This window comes from Bacillus altitudinis (assembly GCF_001191605.1).
Lineage (GTDB): Bacteria > Bacillota > Bacilli > Bacillales > Bacillaceae > Bacillus > Bacillus altitudinis.
This window is the reverse complement of sequence record NZ_CP009108.1, coordinates 419,228-435,557: the sequence shown is the minus strand read 5'-3', so window position 1 is coordinate 435,557 and position 16,330 is coordinate 419,228. Positions and strand designations below refer to the sequence as shown.

Genomic DNA, 16,330 nt, shown 5'->3' with positions numbered 1-16,330 from the left:
AAGGAGGATATCTATGGGTTCTACATTCATGGGACTAGAAACGGCAAAACGAGGAATCACAGCCCAGCGTGCAGGGCTGTATGTCACATCAAACAACGTATCCAATGCAAATACTGATGGCTACTCAAGACAGAGAGTTACCTTTAAAGCAGAGAATCCTTACCCAGTGATTTCAGTTTATGATGGCAAGACATACGGCCAAATGGGGACAGGTGTCCAAGTTGGAACTGTTGAAAGAATTCGAGACAGCTTTTTAGATCTTCAGTATAGAGATCATAACAATAACCTGTCTTATTATGCGACGAAGTCTGATGCTCTTTCACAAATGGAAGGAGTGATGAATGATTTAACAGATGAAGGCTTGAATAGAGCCTTTGATAATCTCTGGAAATCATTACAAGTCTTATCGGAATCGAAAAATGCTGATACTGCTTCAGCCCGTACAGTTGTTAAGACAAGTGCTCAGGCTTTAGTAGATCAATTCCGCCTGCTAAATTCTTCTTTAACAACGATACAAAAGAATTTGAAAACTGAACTCGATTCAACGGCAAAAAATGTGAACACCCTATTAACTCAAATTGATGAAGTGAATAAACAGATTGCAACAGTTGAGCCAAATGGTTATCTTCCCAATGATCTTTATGATACCCGAGACGCTCTTATAGATCAGCTTTCCTCACTTGTTGATATTAAAGTGAGCTACAACCCTTCTGGAGGAAATGCTCTGGAAATTGCTGAAGGAACCGTTAACATCGACATTATCGGTGCTAATGGACAATCTGCTGGTACAATTTTAAATGGCATTACCAATGAAAAATCTGAATTACAACTTTCCTATGATAATACGACAGGACTTGTTAACTCACTCCAATTTGGAACGACAACCATCGCAGCTGATCAATTACAAGTGAATGGTAAAGTAAAAGCACTTGTTGAGGCGTATGGCTACATGTCTAATGGAGCTGAAAAAGGCATGTACCCAGATATGCTTGCTGAGCTGGATGAAGTAGCAAAAGTATTTATGGATACTTTTAACGATGTCCATAAGCAAGGGTACACGTTAAATGGCACAAGTGGACAAGACTTTTTCGATATTGAGAATAACAATGATTTGAATAAAGGCTTGGCAGCACGTATCAAAGTGAGTGACGTGATTTTAGCATCGACAGATAACATTGCTGCATCTCTTAATCAAACGCAAGGTGATGGTTCGAATGCTACGAAATTAGCTAATATTCAAAACTTAAAGCTGCCAATCGGCGGAACTACCACAACGATTCAGGATTACTATCAGAATGTCATTGCCGAAATGGGGATACAAGCTAAAAAGAACATGACCCTTGAAAGCAGTTCAGCAGCTCTTGTGAATTCAGCCAATGAACGCAGGATGTCAACTAGTTCTGTATCTATTGATGAAGAAATGACGAACATGATCCAATTTCAGCATGCGTATAATGCAGCTGCAAGAATTATGACGTTACAAGACGAAGTATTAGATAAAATAATAAACGGCATGGGTGTCGTAGGAAGGTAGGGTAACTGATGCGAGTCACGCAAGGTATGATTTCTCAAAATTCACTTCGGAATATTAGTAAAAGTTATGAAAAACTCTCTAAAATTAATGAGCAGGCACAGTCTGGAAAACGTTTCACAAAAACGTCTGATGATCCTGTGGCAGCAGTGAAAAGTCTTCAGTATAGTACAGCCATGTTTCGAAATGAGCAATACCAAACTAATTTAAATGAGGCACGAAACTGGATTGATACATCTGAAACAAGTGTCACTGAAATAATTGATATCATGTCAAATATACGAGATAAAGTACTCGATGCGGCCAATGGAACAAAACAGCCAGAAGATTTAGCTGCTATCGGAGTGGAAATTGGTCAGATGAAGAATCAAATCATTGATGCAATGAACACGCAGATGTTAGGTAAGTTTGTTTTTAATGGGACGAATACAAATGTTAAACCAGTTGTAGAGAATGCAGATGGTACGTTTACATTTAACTTTGAAAACTATACAGATGCAAACGTGGTTCAATCGAACATTTCTGATGGAATCACATTAAATGTGAATTCAAATCCTCTTTCAGCTTTTGGTGGGCAATCTGCCAGTGGTCAAAATGTCATTGAAATGCTGACTGATTTAGAAAACTCATTAAAAAATGGAACGTTTACAAATTCTGATGATGCATTAGGAAATATCGATCAGTTTAAAGAAGTGATGAGTGCTGAGCGTTCAGATCTTGGGGCTAGATCCAATCGTATCGACTTAGTCGGGAGCCGTTTGACTTCGCAATTTGAAGTGCTGAAAAAGGCTAAATCAGATGCCGAAGATGTAGAAAGTGAGAAAGCCATTCTTGATCTTCTTCAACAAGAGACTGTAAATAGAGCTGCTTTAGCGACGACAGCTAAAGTGATTCAGCCATCCCTTGTCGATTTCTTAAGATAAGAAAAAGCATCCGTTGGGTGCTTTTTTGCATCATGGAGGTGAACCTATGCAAATCCCTAGATTGTTAATGGAGCAAACTTATGCAAAGCTGCAAATGTCGACAACCCCTTCCAGGCAAGAAGTAGAGCAGCCAAGAGCTGAGCTTGAGATTCAGCAGCCAAGAGCTGTCATGAATATCACAAGGACACCGTCGAAATTAACCATAGATCAAACCGAGGCATTTGCCGATATGGATATTAAGTCGATTTTTAGACGTTCAGAGGAATGGGCTGCGGAGGGGAAACGTGCGATTGGAGAAGGAATGGGGCGTAGAGCGGAAGAAGGAAGTGAACTCATCAAGATCGAGAATGGTGGGAATGCGATTGCTGAGTTTGCGAAAATCAATGGCAGTCCTCCAGCAAAACAATTCAACATCGGTGTGATTCCTTCATTTTTTAGTGTGAAAATTCACTATCAGCCATCTGAACTTAAAATTGATGTGGAGCCGCAAAAAGCTATTATAGAGGCAACACCTCATAAACCAATTGTTAACTACCAGCCAGGTAAAGTTCATATTGATATGTTACAATACCCAGAATTAAAAATAGAAGTTGACGAAACAGGTCAAAATGGTGATAAGGTATAGTTAAGAAAAATGAAAAAGGTCGTGAATTATGATCATTCAAACAAAATACCATGGTGAAGTGACGATTAAAGAGGAGCAAATCATTCACTTCTCTAATGGGATACCAGGATTTCTGGATCAAAAACAATTTGTCATTTTACCTTTATCAGAGGAATCCCCATTTTTAGTTCTCCAATCTTTGGAAAATGCGGAACTAGGCTTTATTGTCAGCAGCCCATTTTTGTTCTTCAATCAATATGAATTTGACTTAGAAGAATCGGTTGTAGACATTCTTGGGGTGGAAGATGCCAATGATGTGGAAGTCATGGTTATTTTAACAATGGGATCTTCTATTGAAAAAACGACAGCCAATTTAAGAGCGCCTATTATTGTAAATCGGAAAAACATGAAAGCCAAGCAGGTCATTTTGCATGATTCAGCCTATCATACAAAACATTTGCTAGAGGTGGCTTCCTCATGTTAGTTCTATCTCGTAAATTAAATCAATCGATTCAAATAGGCGACGATATTGAAGTCAAAATTATTGCGATCGAAGGCGATCAAGTAAAAGTCGGAATTGAGGCTCCTAAGCATATTGATATTCACAGGAAGGAAGTATACCTGTCTATTCAAGAAGAAAACAGCCGTGCTGCTAGCTTGTCCTTCGATTTACTTTCTCAATTATCCTCACAAAAAAAGTGAGGATTTTTTTATCCTATTTGTCGATCCTCCTCCGTGTGAAACCGTAGAAGTACACCATCTATATGAAACTTTAACAAATCGGTCCATCTATATTTAATTTAATAATTCAAAGCCGATATAAAAGATAGATTAAAGCACAGGAGCTGAATAACTATGTCTGTTGGTAAGTTGACTTCGCTAGAGCCACTGATTGATGCATTTCAAACCCGTGTTACGAATCATCAAAATGACAATGCAAACACTGATTTACAAGCAAATGGAAAAGTCGTTTCAAAAGAAGAAATTGAGAAAACGCTTCAAGGAGCAAATAAGCTGATTGAACCTACTCAATTTCATCTTCAATTTGAATTGCATGAAAAACTCAATGAATATTATGTCAAAGTCGTAGATAACCAAACCGAAGAAGTCATTAGAGAGATTCCTTCCAAAGAATGGCTTGATTTCTATGCGGCAATGACAGAAATTGTCGGTTTATTTGTCGATAAAAGAATGTAATTGAAGGGAGAACATAAACCATGGTTAATCGAATTACTGGATTTTCAAATGTATTTGATATTGATGAAATCGTCTCAAAGCTAATGAAAACTGAGCAAGCACCACTTGATAAAATGACACGACAGAAACAAACACTTGAATGGCAAAGAGACAGCTACCGCGAGGTCAATTCAAAGGTCAAAGAATTAGATGATCTCATTGCCAAACTAAATTTAACATATCCGAGTACTTATGGCGCAAAAAAGGTCACCAGCTCCAATGAATCTGCTGTCACAGCAACTGGCTCAACAAATGCTACCTCTGGCTCGATTAATGTGACCCAACTAGCGACAGCATCCGTATTCAAATCTTCTGGCACATCTGGATTTACTGCTGCAAACGGTACGTTCACGTTTGAGGTGACGACACCAGATTCTACAACACCTAAAACAGTGACCATTAATACAACTGATACAGATACCCTTGATTCAATCGTGTCAAAATTGAACAATGCTCAACTAGGTGTCACGGCTTATAAAGGCCAGATCTTTGATGGAACCAACTACGTAGATACGATCGCTCTGACTTCGCGTACGACTGGTGAAGGTGTCAGTATTAAGGCAGCAGATGGCAATTCCGCTTCATTTTTAACGCAATTAGGCTTCCAAGTGGATGGAGATAATAAATTAGTTGCGACTACTCAAGGGCAGAAAGCGCAATACGAAATTAATGGTCTCAAAATGGAAAATAACAATAATACCTTCACGCAGGCTGGTATCACATATGAGCTGAAAGGAACAACAGATAAGCCTGTCAGCTTGAACGTTTCAACAGATGTCGATGCCATCTTTGATAAAATTAAACAATTTGTTGATAAATACAACGAACTCGTTGAACTGGTCAATGGTAAAGTGAATGAAAAGCGAAATAGAGACTATCAACCATTAACGGCTGAAGAGAAAAAAGCCATGTCTGAAAAAGAAATTGAGTTATGGGAAACAACCGCTAAGTCTGGCTTACTGAGAAGTGATTCTATTTTACGAGCTGGTGCCTCTAAAATAAGAAGTGATTTTTATGCTGATATTACGACAAGTGATGGGAATAAAATTCACATGACACAAATCGGTATTTCTACTTCATCCTCGTATAAAGATGGCGGGAAGCTTGAATTAATTAATATTAATGGAGTAGAGAAATTAAAAAAAGCCATTGAAGAAGACCCAGAAAAGGTAAGACAAATGTTTATCTCTGGTTCTTTAAATGTTGATTCTAAAGACAAAGACAAAGCACAGCAGCAATATAAAGAACAAGGAATCATCTATCGCGTCAAAAATTCCTTATCAGCCTTCACGAAGAGTATTCAAACAAAAGCTGGTAGTACAACAATGGAGCTAAAAGAATATGGACTTGGTAAGGATTTAGATTCTTTGACAAAACGAATGGATACATTCCAAGATCGTTTAAAATTAGTGGAAGCTCGTTACTACAAAAAGTTTAACGCCATGGATAGTGCGATTCAAAAGCTAAACAACCAATCTGGCTATCTTTCTCAACTGCTTGGACAATAATTGGAGGTTTATAACATATGGCAATTCAGAACCCTTATGCCGCCTATCAGAAAAATTCTATTGAGACCGCAACACCGGCCGAGTTAACGCTTATGCTTTATGAAGGATGCTTAAAGTTTATTAGACTAGCAAAGCATGGCATTCAAAAAGAAGATGCTGAAATGAGAAACTTGAACCTGAAAAAGGCTCAAAACATCATCCAAGAATTAAATGTTACCTTAAATCGTACGTATGATGTATCAAAGAGCATGGCAAGTATGTATGACTACATCTATCGAAGACTGATTGAAGCCAATCTGCAAAATGACGAAGAGATCCTGAATGAAGTAGAGCAATATGTGACTGATTTCCGAGATGCTTGGAAGGAAGTCATTCAAACCGATCGAAAAGGGCGTCACCACTCTATTGGGGGATCTCTATGAGTATTGTGGACCAACTGCATGACCAAACGTTAAAAATGGCAGCGGAAATAGAGGCCAACCCGCAAAGCGAAACACTCGTTGAAGACTTTGATGCTTTTTTAGTTGAGAGAGACGAACTAATGAGAGACATTCAACATGAGCTTTCCGTTCAAGAAAAAGAGAAAATCAAAGAAATCATTCAAACAGATCAACTGATGGCCAAGCAATTAACGGAAATTCAAAATGGGATCAAGGCAGATATACAAGCCATTCAACGTAAGAAAACAAAACAGCTGAATTATCAAAATCCGTATCAGCCCATGACAAGTGACGGCGTATACTACGATAAACGGAAATAAATAGGTGAGACCTGTGGCGTATCGTTCAGATGACTATATTTTATTAACCACATATTATGACCTTCTATATACGATAGAAGAGAGTCTAAAATATTTAGATGAAATTGAGAAGGATTTCGCTAAAACAGAAGGGGATCGGATCTTTAATGATCTGATCCATGCCTTCTTTCATTTAGAGACAACACACCCGCTTCTTCTTTCAATTATTGAAAATGAGCACTTTGCCAAGACGATTCGATCGTTTGACCAAATTTTTTTAAGTTTCGATATACTAGCTTTCTATACATTCCCTTCAAATCACTTCCAATCATTCCTTACATCGTATTTTATACCTGAATATAGAAAGTGGATGGATGAAATACATGCCTGTATGAGGCCGTATGTCATTCATTAATTTTTGTTCAATTCAGACCATTCGGAGGAATTTATGAGACTAAAAAATCAATTTTTATTTGGGCTTATTGTCATATGTATATTGTTTGTCAGTATTTTAGGATTTTCTAGCTTTATCTACTACAAAACAGATCAATCGTATAAAGCACTCCTCACCAAAGAAGTGAAGCTGTACCAGACCTCGCTGGAATTAGAAGCACTGCTGCAAAAACAGGAAGCACAAATTAAAACGTATGTGGTTGTGCAGGATAGGAAAGTCTCACAAAATATTGAAGATACCTATGTTGATATTAATAAAAAAACAGGTGATGCTTTAAAACTGAGTACAGTCAAACAAGCAAAAAAATTGTTAGAAAAGATTTCTCAGAAGAATGAGCTTTACTATGAATCCACGAAAAGGCTATTTATCTCATTGAATACCAACAATCAAAAAGAATTCAACACCCGCCTCAGTCAAGAATTACAACCTATCGAACAAGAAATACATACTTTTACAAAAGAATTTGCTCAAACACAATTGAAACAGCGTGATCAAAAAATCAGTCAGCTCAATGAAGAAAGTAACCAATTATTGCTGACACTCATTCTCGTTAGCGCAGCGATTATAGTCGGCTTTTTAGTCATTGGCACAAGGTTTGTTCATCGTATGACAAAACCGATTGTCTCTGTCACACATGCAGCAAGAAGAATGGCAGATGGTGACCTCACACTTGAAGAGGTTGAAGTGACCTCTAAAAATGAAATTGGCCAGCTCGGTACAGCTTTTAACCAAATGACTGCTCATTTGCGTCAGCTCATCTTACAGGTGCAAAACGGGTCAAGGCAATTAGCCGATTCAGCTACTCAATTTGAAGAAACCATCAGTCAAACCATATCGGCTAGTGAACAGACGTCTAGCTCGATTGAACAGGTCAGTGAAGCTTCACGTGAACAATCGGATGCAGTAGGAAAAGTAGCTTCTTCAATTCAAGAAGTTTCGACTGGTATGCATAATGCGGCTGAACATACGTCTGATGTTTCGGGTCACTCAATTTCAGTGACTGAAAAGGCTGAAGAGGGCGCATCCCTCATTCAACAATTTGTGAAACAAATGAGTTCTATTAAGGAATCTGTGAATGAACATCATTCTACAATGGCCAATGTACAAGTACAGTTTACCGGCATTCAAGACCTGCTGGGGAATATTCATGCCATTGCAGATCAGACAAATTTACTTGCTTTAAACGCAGCCATTGAAGCAGCAAGGGCTGGGGAACATGGACGAGGTTTTGCGGTTGTTGCAGATGAAGTCAGAAAGCTGGCAGAAGAATCAAGTCAACTGACTGATCAAATTAGTCAGTTACTCGCCAACGTGAACAAAGATACTGAAAGATCGTCTCAATCTATGACGAAAGTGGAACGAGATGTAGCAGAAGGTGTGAAAGTATCGCAATTGTCTGAACAGAGCTTCCAAGAAATTCTGGAATCCATACGTGATATCTCGATGAAAGCAGAGGAGCTTTCTGCTACGACAGAGCAAATCTCAGCTAGTACAGAAGAAATTTCTCAAACAATTGGTGTTATTGAAGAAGGTGCTAAGCGGAATTCTGAGGAAACAGAGTACATGTCGGCGGCTGTTGAAGAATCACTAGCGGCGAATGAGGAAATGAAAGCAGCTGCGGAAGATTTAAAATCTTTGTCTCAATCACTGAAAACATCTATTTCATCTTTCAAGATTTAACAGTGCGATGGTCTTTTTCAAGAATCAATCGAATATATATTCATCACCTATCAAGTAAAAGCTGAAGCACCGCAGGATTCGACAAATTTCAATAAAAATTCACATTTTTTTTACGTTTGAGCAGGAGAAAAGGAGGGAAAAGTAGAAATAAGTTTACATATCCTTAATTTTAAAGGAGGCGTTCTTTACATGAATTACAATGTCCGAGGAGAAAACATCGAAGTAACACCTGCACTAAGAGATCATGTCGAGAAAAAAATTGGAAAGTTGGAGCGTTATTTTGAGTCAGATGTTGATGCTTCAGTCAACGTGAACTTGAAATTTTACAACGATCAAGAATCTAAAGTTGAGGTTACCATTCCAATGACTGATCTAGCACTTCGAGCAGAGGTGCATAATGAGGATATGTACAATGCAGTAGACCTAGCAACCAGTAAATTAGAACGTCAAATTAGAAAACATAAAACGAAAGTGAACCGTAAATTCCGTGAGCAAGGTGCGAAAAAGCATTTATTTGCTGGAGGAAACGGTGCTTCCGAAGTAGCAGTTCAAGATGACGAAGAAATTGATGAAACAGAAATCGTCAGACAAAAACGCTTCAATCTAAAACCAATGGATAGCGAAGAGGCCATTCTCCAAATGAACATGTTAGGTCACAGTTTCTTTGTCTTCACAAATGCTGAGACAAATTTGACCAATGTGGTATACCGCCGAAATGACGGTAAATACGGACTCATTGAGCCGAACGCTTAATCATTCGTTCCTTTTGATCCGAAAATGACCTAAAAAAAGTAAACCCGTTCCCTTCATTAGGGGCGGGTTTTTTGTGCTAAATCATTGCAAATTCTTTGGAAATCAAGGAAGGTATGGTATGATAAATGCAGGTAAATATGGACCTGTCAAACTTTTGGACATGCCGAAAAATTGCATGAAATAGAGGAGCGTTATTATATGCTTGGAATCTTAAACAAAGTGTTTGATCCTACGAAACGTACGATCAGCCGATATGAAAAAAAGGCAAATGAAATCGAAGCTCTCGCTCAAGATTTCGAGAAATTATCAGACGAGGCTTTACGAAATAAAACGATCGAATTTAAAGAAAAACTTGAAAAAGGACAATCTGTAGACGACCTTTTGGTTGAAGCATTTGCAACGGTTCGTGAGGCTTCCCGCCGCGTGACAGGAATGTTCCCATTTAAGGTGCAGCTCATGGGGGGGATTGCCCTACATGAAGGGAATATCTCTGAGATGAAAACAGGTGAAGGGAAAACGTTGACATCAACGATGCCTGTTTATTTGAATGCTCTTTCTGGAAAAGGCGTCCACATTGTGACAGTCAACGAATATTTGGCAAGCCGTGATGCAGAGGAAATGGGCAAGATTTTCGAATTTCTTGGATTAACGGTTGGCTTGAACTTAAACAGTTTAGACAAAGATGAAAAAAGAGAAGCGTACGCTGCTGATATCACGTATTCAACAAACAATGAGCTTGGCTTTGATTATTTACGAGATAACATGGTGCTGTACAAAGAGCAAATGGTTCAAAGACCACTTCATTATGCCGTCATCGATGAAGTTGACTCCATCTTAATTGATGAAGCGAGAACACCTCTTATTATTTCTGGACAAGCTGCAAAGTCGACGAAACTTTACGTACAAGCAAATGCCTTTGTTCGTACGTTAAAAATAGAAGACGATTTCACTTATGATATTAAAACAAAAAGTGTACAGCTGACTGAAAGCGGAATGACGAAGGCGGAAAAAGCATTTGGCATCGAGAACTTGTTTGATGTCAAACATGTCGCTCTTAACCATCATATCGCGCAGGCTCTTAAGGCACATGTTGCGATGCAAAAAGACGTTGATTATGTTGTGGAAGATGGACAAGTCGTTATCGTTGACTCCTTCACAGGACGTTTAATGAAAGGACGTCGCTATAGTGAAGGTCTGCACCAAGCCATTGAAGCAAAAGAAGGTCTTGAAGTGCAGAATGAAAGCATGACACTTGCAACCATTACGTTCCAGAACTACTTCCGTATGTATGAAAAGCTATCTGGTATGACAGGTACAGCGAAAACGGAAGAAGAGGAATTCCGTAACATTTACAATATGCAGGTTGTCACAATCCCAACCAATAAACCGGTTGTGCGTGATGACAGACCTGATTTAATTTACCGCACAATGGATGGCAAATTTAAAGCAGTAGCTGAAGACGTCGCACAGCGTTATATGACAGGACAGCCGGTCCTTGTCGGAACTGTTGCGGTTGAGACATCTGAATTGATTTCAAAACTGCTTAAAAATAAAGGCATCCCTCATCAAGTGTTAAACGCGAAAAACCATGAGCGTGAAGCACAAATTATTGAGGAAGCTGGACAAAAAGGTGCCGTCACAATTGCGACAAACATGGCGGGACGTGGAACAGACATCAAGCTTGGCGAAGGTGTGAAAGAACTAGGCGGTCTTGCTGTTATTGGGACAGAGCGTCATGAATCACGCCGTATTGATAACCAGCTCCGTGGTCGTTCTGGTCGTCAAGGAGACCCAGGGATTACTCAATTCTATCTCTCAATGGAAGATGAATTGATGCGCCGATTTGGTGCAGAGCGGACAATGGCGATGCTTGATCGCTTCGGTATGGATGACTCTACTCCAATTCAAAGTAAAATGGTCTCAAAAGCTGTTGAATCTTCTCAAAAACGTGTTGAGGGGAATAACTTTGATTCCCGTAAGCAGCTTCTGCAATATGATGATGTTCTTCGTCAACAGCGTGAAGTCATTTACAAACAGCGTTTTGAAGTCATCGATTCTGATAACTTGAAATCGATTGTGATCAATATGATTCAATCGTCTATTGAGAGGGCTGTTGGATCGTATACGCCGAAAGAAGAACTTCCAGAAGAATGGAAACTAGATGGTCTTGTTGAATTAATCAACACGAACTATTTAGATGAAGGTGCCATTTCGGTCAAAGATATCTTCGGTAAAGAAGCAGATGAGATCACCGAATTCATCATGGAGCGGATTAAAGAGAAATATGATGCAAAAGAAGAGACATTTGGCGATGAACAAATGCGTGAATTTGAAAAAGTCATCGTTCTTCGTGCAGTAGATTCGAAGTGGATGGATCATATCGATGCAATGGATCAGCTGCGTCAAGGAATCCATTTACGTGCATATGCACAAACCAATCCGCTTCGTGAGTATCAAATGGAAGGATTTGCGATGTTTGAGCATATGGTCGCTTCAATTGAAGATGACGTTGCTAAATATGTGCTAAAATCAGAAATCCAAAACAACCTAGAACGTGAAGAAGTCGTTCAAGGACAAACAACTGCTCATCAGCCTCAAGAAGGCGATGAGGAGAAAACAGTGAAGAAAAAGCCGGTGCGTAAAGTGGTGGATATCGGAAGAAACTCACCATGTCACTGCGGAAGCGGCAAGAAATATAAAAATTGTCATGGGAAGACAGAATAAGTAATGGAAAGAGGTGAAAACCTCTTTCTATTCATGTCAGCCCCCATACATCTATGAGGTGAAGGATATGGAATTAGTAGAAATTAGACAAGAGCTTGAAAATATGGCTAGCAGGCTAGCTGATTTTAGGGGGTCTCTTTGACCTCGATACAAAAGAAGCGAAAATTGCAGAGCTTGAGGCCACGATGTCAGAGGCTGACTTTTGGAATGACCAGCAAAAAGCGCAAGGTGTCATTAATGAAGCCAATGCACTGAAGGATTATGTGAATACATATCATGAGCTCAGTGAATCTCATGATGAGCTGCAAATGACGCATGATTTATTAAAAGAAGACTACGATGAGGATCTTCATGCAGAGCTTGAAAAAGAGCTGAAGAACTTAACAAAACAATTTAACGAGTTTGAATTGCAGCTTCTTTTAAGTGAACCGTATGACAAAAACAATGCCATTCTTGAGCTTCACCCGGGTGCAGGTGGAACGGAATCACAGGACTGGGGATCGATGCTCCTCAGAATGTATACCCGCTGGGCAGAGCGCAGAGGCTTTAAGGTTGAAACCCTTGATTATCTTCCAGGGGATGAAGCGGGAATTAAGTCTGTGACATTGCTGATTAAAGGACATAACGCTTACGGTTACTTAAAAGCAGAAAAAGGTGTCCATCGTTTAGTCCGTATTTCTCCATTTGATTCATCTGGCCGTAGACACACATCTTTCGTTTCCTGTGATGTCATGCCAGAATTTAATGAAGAAATTGATATCGATATTCGTACAGAGGATATTAAGGTGGATACGTATCGTGCAAGTGGTGCAGGGGGTCAGCACGTCAATACGACGGACTCTGCGGTTCGTATCACACACATCCCAACAAATGTCGTCGTGACGTGCCAAACGGAAAGATCCCAAATCAAAAACAGAGAACGTGCAATGAAAATGCTGAAATCTAAGCTTTATCAAAAACGGATCGAAGAACAACAGGCGGAATTGGATGAAATCAGAGGAGAACAGAAAGAAATTGGCTGGGGAAGCCAAATTCGCTCGTATGTCTTCCACCCATATTCCCTTGTGAAAGACCATCGTACCAACACGGAGATGGGAAATGTTCAAGCGGTGATGGATGGAGATTTAGATTCCTTTATCGATGCGTATTTACGTTCAAAATTATCATAAAAACTCGGCTTCTTGCCGGGTTTTTTTAATTGTGAGAAAATATAATGAATATAAAGGAATACATATGCCATACTGACTCTATATCCTTTGTATGATGAAATTAGCAATTAAAGGGGGAAATAATTTGGGATTAAAACCATTACAAGAGACGTGGGATTTAGATGCCTTTTTTAAAGGAGGCAGTTCTTCATCAGAATTTATCACATACTTAGAGCATATACAGCAGCTATTAGATGAGTTACGACAAAAGGTAGATGCCTTTTCAAAAGAAGATACACAAATTGAAAAAAAGTTAACAGCTGTCCTTGAAACGTATGAAATCACATATAAAAAATTAGCACAAGCAGGTTCATTTGTATCTTGTCTACAATCTCAAAATACAAAGGATATGAAGGCGGGCAGCCTCCGGGGGTCCATTGCCAAGCTGGAAGCTGAATTAGGAACCATTCTAGCCGGGTTTGATCAATCACTTGCTGCGATTCCCACTAGCCAGTGGGAAGAATTAATGGATTCAGCCGCTTTTTCAGATGTTCGTTACATATTAAATGAACGAAGAGAACATGTGAAAGATCAACTGCCTGTTGAACAGGAAACACTCATTCAAAAGCTAGCAGTAGATGGGTATCATGCGTGGGATGAACTTTATTCTAGCTTGGTGAACAAAATTACCATTCCATTTGAGCAAAATGGTGAAACACAAATGATCTCTGTAGGCCAAGCAGAAAATGCGATGGATGATTCAGACCGTGAAGTGAGAAAAGCCGTGTATCATAATTTAGAACATGCATGGACACAGGATGAACATTTGTTTGCAAGCACACTCAATCATCTCGCTGGTTTTCGTCTACAAGTATATGAAGCCAGAGGATGGGATCATATATTAAAAGAGCCTCTTGATATTTGCCGGATGAAACAAGAGACGCTCGATACAATGTGGTCTGTCATTGATGAACATAAACAGCCATTCATTGAATATTTACAACGTAAAGCTGACATGCTTGGGGTTGATAAACTGAGCTGGTTTGATGTGGGGGCGCCTATTGGAAGTGAGACAAAGACCTATTCTTATCAAGACGCAGCCGCTTTTATTATCAAGCATTTCGCAGGGTTTGGAAAAGAGCTTGCTGCTTTTACTGAAAAAGCTTTTAATGAACGCTGGGTAGAAGCTGAGAATCGCCCAAACAAACGAGTGGGCGGTTTCTGTACGAATTTCCCTGATAGCGGAGAATCACGTATTTTTATGACCTTCTCAGGGACTCCATCCAATGTAGCGACACTAGCACATGAGCTTGGTCATTCGTTCCATCAGGAAGTCATGCAGGATGTTCGGATGTTGAATCGTAAATATGCGATGAATGTAGCTGAAACTGCGTCGACATTCGCTGAAATGATTGTGGCAGATGCTTCATTAAAAGAGGCGGCCAATGAAGAAGAGCGTCTCAGTTTGCTAGAGGATAAGCTGCAGCGCAGTGTGGCATTCTTTATGAATATTCAATCACGCTTCTTATTTGAACAACGTTTTTATGAAGAGCGCAAACAAGGAGAAGTGCCAGCTGACCGCTTGAATGAGTTGATGGTAGAAGCACAGAAGGAAGCCTTTGGCGACTCTTTAGATGAATACCATCCGCATTTCTGGGCGTCTAAACTGCATTTCCATATTACAGGTGTCCCGTTTTATAACTTCCCTTACACCTTCGGGTACATGTTCTCGCTAGGTATTTACGCGAAAGCATTGCAGGCTGGGGCATCATTTGAAGAGAAATATATTGCGCTATTAAAAGATACAGCGTCAATGACTGTAGAAGATTTGGCATATAAGCACCTAGGTGTCGACCTTACTCAAAAAGCATTTTGGGAAGAGGCCATTTCACTGGCTGTGGCAGATGCTGAAGAGTTTTTAGAAGCGACGAAGGCATAAAAAATGAAAAGCTCCCATTACGGGAGCTTCAGCGTGTAGACAAACCCTCGCATTCGTTGTCAGTCCTGCGCTTCGGTGCTCACGAATGTCAAATTCGCTCCGCGCCGATGCTCGTCCTTCCTAGACTGCAAAGGTTTTCTATCACGCTGAAAAGAAGACAAAGGGCTAAAATCAAGTTCATTTTAGCCCTTTGTCAACAATCTGGCAGCTCCCATTACGGGAGCTTTTTTGCTGGTTTTACCCATTCCAGCATCGTCTGAACGATGTCTTTTTGTTGCGTGAGGACTGGAATGTCTGCAGGCTGATCCCCTTTTTGTTTGCCATACATGCCAAATTGCGCATGATTACCGCCTTTTATCTCATGATACACCGTTTGAGAAGGCAGCTGCTTTTTCGATTTTTTGATTTTTTCTCGTGTTGCGAGACCATCTTTTTCGCCTGAAATAGATAATACTTGCAAGGAAGCCTGTTTCAAATCATCTGATGCAGGATAGGAGGCAAGGAAAAAGAGGCCGTCCAGCTTGCTTTGATTTTTCTCTGCATACATAGCGGCAGCTGTCCCGCCTAGTGAATGCCCGCCAATGTACCAATGCTTGATGGCTGGATGATTTTTGAGGATATCGTCTGCTTTCTTCGTATTAAATATTGCGAAGGAAAATGGCATGTCTGGGATAAAGACCGAATAGCCTTTCTTCATCAGCGCATTCCCAAGATAGGCATACGCAAGAGGTTCAACTTTTGCCCCAGGATATAGAATGATGCCAGTATCGCTTTTCGATGCTTCAAATGAATATACCCCGTTTTTATGATCGACCTGCTCAATGTTCATCTGCTTTTTTAACGCTTCCGATGGTCCATATGTAAAGCGGCTCCATGTATAGAAAGCACCAAAAGCTAAGATGATGAGTGCAAGTAATGTAATACCGGTGATCTTCAGTATTTTCTTCATTGTATGTCCCTTCTTTCTCATGTACATATTAAATATACCATCATTTACTCTTCTGCCAAACGGCAAGTACGCTGATCCGGCTGTGTGATAAAGTATTAATCCATTAGCACTGCATTTGGCTGTTATTTACAATCCGAATGAG

At 39.8% G+C, this 16,330-nt stretch carries 16 protein-coding genes; 15 read left to right on the top strand and 1 reads right to left on the bottom strand.

The features are described from left to right. Window positions 1–13 precede the first annotated feature (13 nt). The 15 genes from flgK (at window position 14) to ID12_RS02130 (ending at window position 15,239) form a co-directional block, all read left to right on the top strand. Window positions 14–1,534, top strand: a complete 1,521-nt coding sequence (gene flgK, locus ID12_RS02200; protein WP_017368142.1) for a flagellar hook-associated protein FlgK — start codon at window positions 14–16, stop codon at window positions 1,532–1,534. A gap of 8 nt (window positions 1,535–1,542) precedes the next feature. Continuing rightward, window positions 1,543–2,454, top strand: coding sequence for a flagellar hook-associated protein FlgL (gene flgL / locus ID12_RS02195; RefSeq protein WP_017368141.1), 912 nt, complete (start codon window positions 1,543–1,545; stop codon window positions 2,452–2,454). Between the two features lie 46 nt (window positions 2,455–2,500). Further along, entirely contained in the window at window positions 2,501–3,079 is a 579-nt protein-coding gene (locus tag ID12_RS02190; RefSeq protein ID WP_035701576.1) for a DUF6470 family protein, read from the top strand. A 28-nt stretch (window positions 3,080–3,107) separates the two neighbouring features. Then, a complete protein-coding gene (gene fliW, locus ID12_RS02185) occupies window positions 3,108–3,542 on the top strand; it encodes a flagellar assembly protein FliW (RefSeq protein ID WP_007499985.1) in 435 nt (144 codons plus the stop codon). Beyond that, window positions 3,536–3,760, top strand: a complete 225-nt coding sequence (csrA, locus tag ID12_RS02180) for a carbon storage regulator CsrA (protein WP_008348252.1) — start codon at window positions 3,536–3,538, stop codon at window positions 3,758–3,760. The genes fliW and csrA overlap by 7 nt, the downstream gene beginning before the upstream one ends. 153 nt (window positions 3,761–3,913) lie before the next feature. Beyond that, the gene (gene flaG / locus ID12_RS02175; protein WP_007499987.1) at window positions 3,914–4,255 is read left to right on the top strand and encodes a flagellar protein FlaG; all 342 of its coding nucleotides are present in this window, start codon (window positions 3,914–3,916) and stop codon (window positions 4,253–4,255) included. Window positions 4,256–4,275: 20 nt separating this feature from the next. After that, window positions 4,276–5,802 (top strand): flagellar hook-associated protein 2, encoded by a 1,527-nt coding sequence (locus ID12_RS02170; protein ID WP_017357869.1) that lies wholly within the window; start codon window positions 4,276–4,278, stop codon window positions 5,800–5,802. A 17-nt stretch (window positions 5,803–5,819) separates the two neighbouring features. Further along, window positions 5,820–6,224: a flagellar export chaperone FliS gene (gene fliS / locus ID12_RS02165; protein ID WP_008348247.1), complete on the top strand. Its 405-nt coding sequence runs from the start codon at window positions 5,820–5,822 to the stop codon at window positions 6,222–6,224. Continuing rightward, window positions 6,221–6,562, top strand: a complete 342-nt coding sequence (fliT, locus tag ID12_RS02160; protein ID WP_008348246.1) for a flagellar protein FliT — start codon at window positions 6,221–6,223, stop codon at window positions 6,560–6,562. The genes fliS and fliT overlap by 4 nt, the downstream gene beginning before the upstream one ends. A gap of 13 nt (window positions 6,563–6,575) precedes the next feature. Next, window positions 6,576–6,956, top strand: coding sequence for a DUF8042 domain-containing protein (locus tag ID12_RS02155; RefSeq protein WP_008348244.1), 381 nt, complete (start codon window positions 6,576–6,578; stop codon window positions 6,954–6,956). 33 nt (window positions 6,957–6,989) lie between these two features. Continuing rightward, the gene (locus tag ID12_RS02150; protein WP_050826653.1) at window positions 6,990–8,675 is read left to right on the top strand and encodes a methyl-accepting chemotaxis protein; all 1,686 of its coding nucleotides are present in this window, start codon (window positions 6,990–6,992) and stop codon (window positions 8,673–8,675) included. Window positions 8,676–8,864: 189 nt separating this feature from the next. Next, on the top strand, window positions 8,865–9,428 hold the full coding sequence (hpf, locus tag ID12_RS02145; RefSeq protein ID WP_007499992.1) for a ribosome hibernation-promoting factor, HPF/YfiA family: 564 nt from the start codon (window positions 8,865–8,867) through the stop codon (window positions 9,426–9,428). Window positions 9,429–9,626: 198 nt separating this feature from the next. After that, window positions 9,627–12,152 (top strand): preprotein translocase subunit SecA, encoded by a 2,526-nt coding sequence (gene secA, locus ID12_RS02140; protein WP_035701569.1) that lies wholly within the window; start codon window positions 9,627–9,629, stop codon window positions 12,150–12,152. 67 nt (window positions 12,153–12,219) lie between these two features. Further along, window positions 12,220–13,321 (top strand): peptide chain release factor 2 gene (gene prfB / locus ID12_RS02135; protein WP_098680723.1). Its coding sequence is split into 2 segments (ribosomal slippage): window positions 12,220–12,291 and window positions 12,293–13,321, totalling 1,101 coding nucleotides; the frame shifts between segments, so codons are not numbered across the junction. Between the two features lie 124 nt (window positions 13,322–13,445). Continuing rightward, window positions 13,446–15,239, top strand: coding sequence for a M3 family oligoendopeptidase (locus ID12_RS02130; protein ID WP_050826652.1), 1,794 nt, complete (start codon window positions 13,446–13,448; stop codon window positions 15,237–15,239). A 214-nt stretch (window positions 15,240–15,453) separates the two neighbouring features. Here ID12_RS02130 and ID12_RS02125 read toward each other — a convergent pair whose 3' ends face one another. After that, window positions 15,454–16,188, bottom strand: a complete 735-nt coding sequence (locus tag ID12_RS02125; protein WP_050826651.1) for an alpha/beta family hydrolase — start codon at window positions 16,186–16,188, stop codon at window positions 15,454–15,456. Window positions 16,189–16,330: the final 142 nt, after the last annotated feature.

Coding starts and splice junctions, on each gene's coding strand:
- fliT (WP_008348246.1), top strand. CDS start 6,221: ATGAGTATTGTGGACCAACTGCATGACCAAACGTTAAAAATGGCAGCG.
- flgK (WP_017368142.1), top strand. CDS start 14: ATGGGTTCTACATTCATGGGACTAGAAACGGCAAAACGAGGAATCACA.
- ID12_RS02150 (WP_050826653.1), top strand. CDS start 6,990: ATGAGACTAAAAAATCAATTTTTATTTGGGCTTATTGTCATATGTATA.
- ID12_RS02170 (WP_017357869.1), top strand. CDS start 4,276: ATGGTTAATCGAATTACTGGATTTTCAAATGTATTTGATATTGATGAA.
- fliS (WP_008348247.1), top strand. CDS start 5,820: ATGGCAATTCAGAACCCTTATGCCGCCTATCAGAAAAATTCTATTGAG.
- fliW (WP_007499985.1), top strand. CDS start 3,108: ATGATCATTCAAACAAAATACCATGGTGAAGTGACGATTAAAGAGGAG.
- csrA (WP_008348252.1), top strand. CDS start 3,536: ATGTTAGTTCTATCTCGTAAATTAAATCAATCGATTCAAATAGGCGAC.
- flaG (WP_007499987.1), top strand. CDS start 3,914: ATGTCTGTTGGTAAGTTGACTTCGCTAGAGCCACTGATTGATGCATTT.
- secA (WP_035701569.1), top strand. CDS start 9,627: ATGCTTGGAATCTTAAACAAAGTGTTTGATCCTACGAAACGTACGATC.
- ID12_RS02125 (WP_050826651.1), bottom strand. CDS start 16,188: ATGAAGAAAATACTGAAGATCACCGGTATTACATTACTTGCACTCATC.
- ID12_RS02190 (WP_035701576.1), top strand. CDS start 2,501: ATGCAAATCCCTAGATTGTTAATGGAGCAAACTTATGCAAAGCTGCAA.
- flgL (WP_017368141.1), top strand. CDS start 1,543: ATGCGAGTCACGCAAGGTATGATTTCTCAAAATTCACTTCGGAATATT.
- hpf (WP_007499992.1), top strand. CDS start 8,865: ATGAATTACAATGTCCGAGGAGAAAACATCGAAGTAACACCTGCACTA.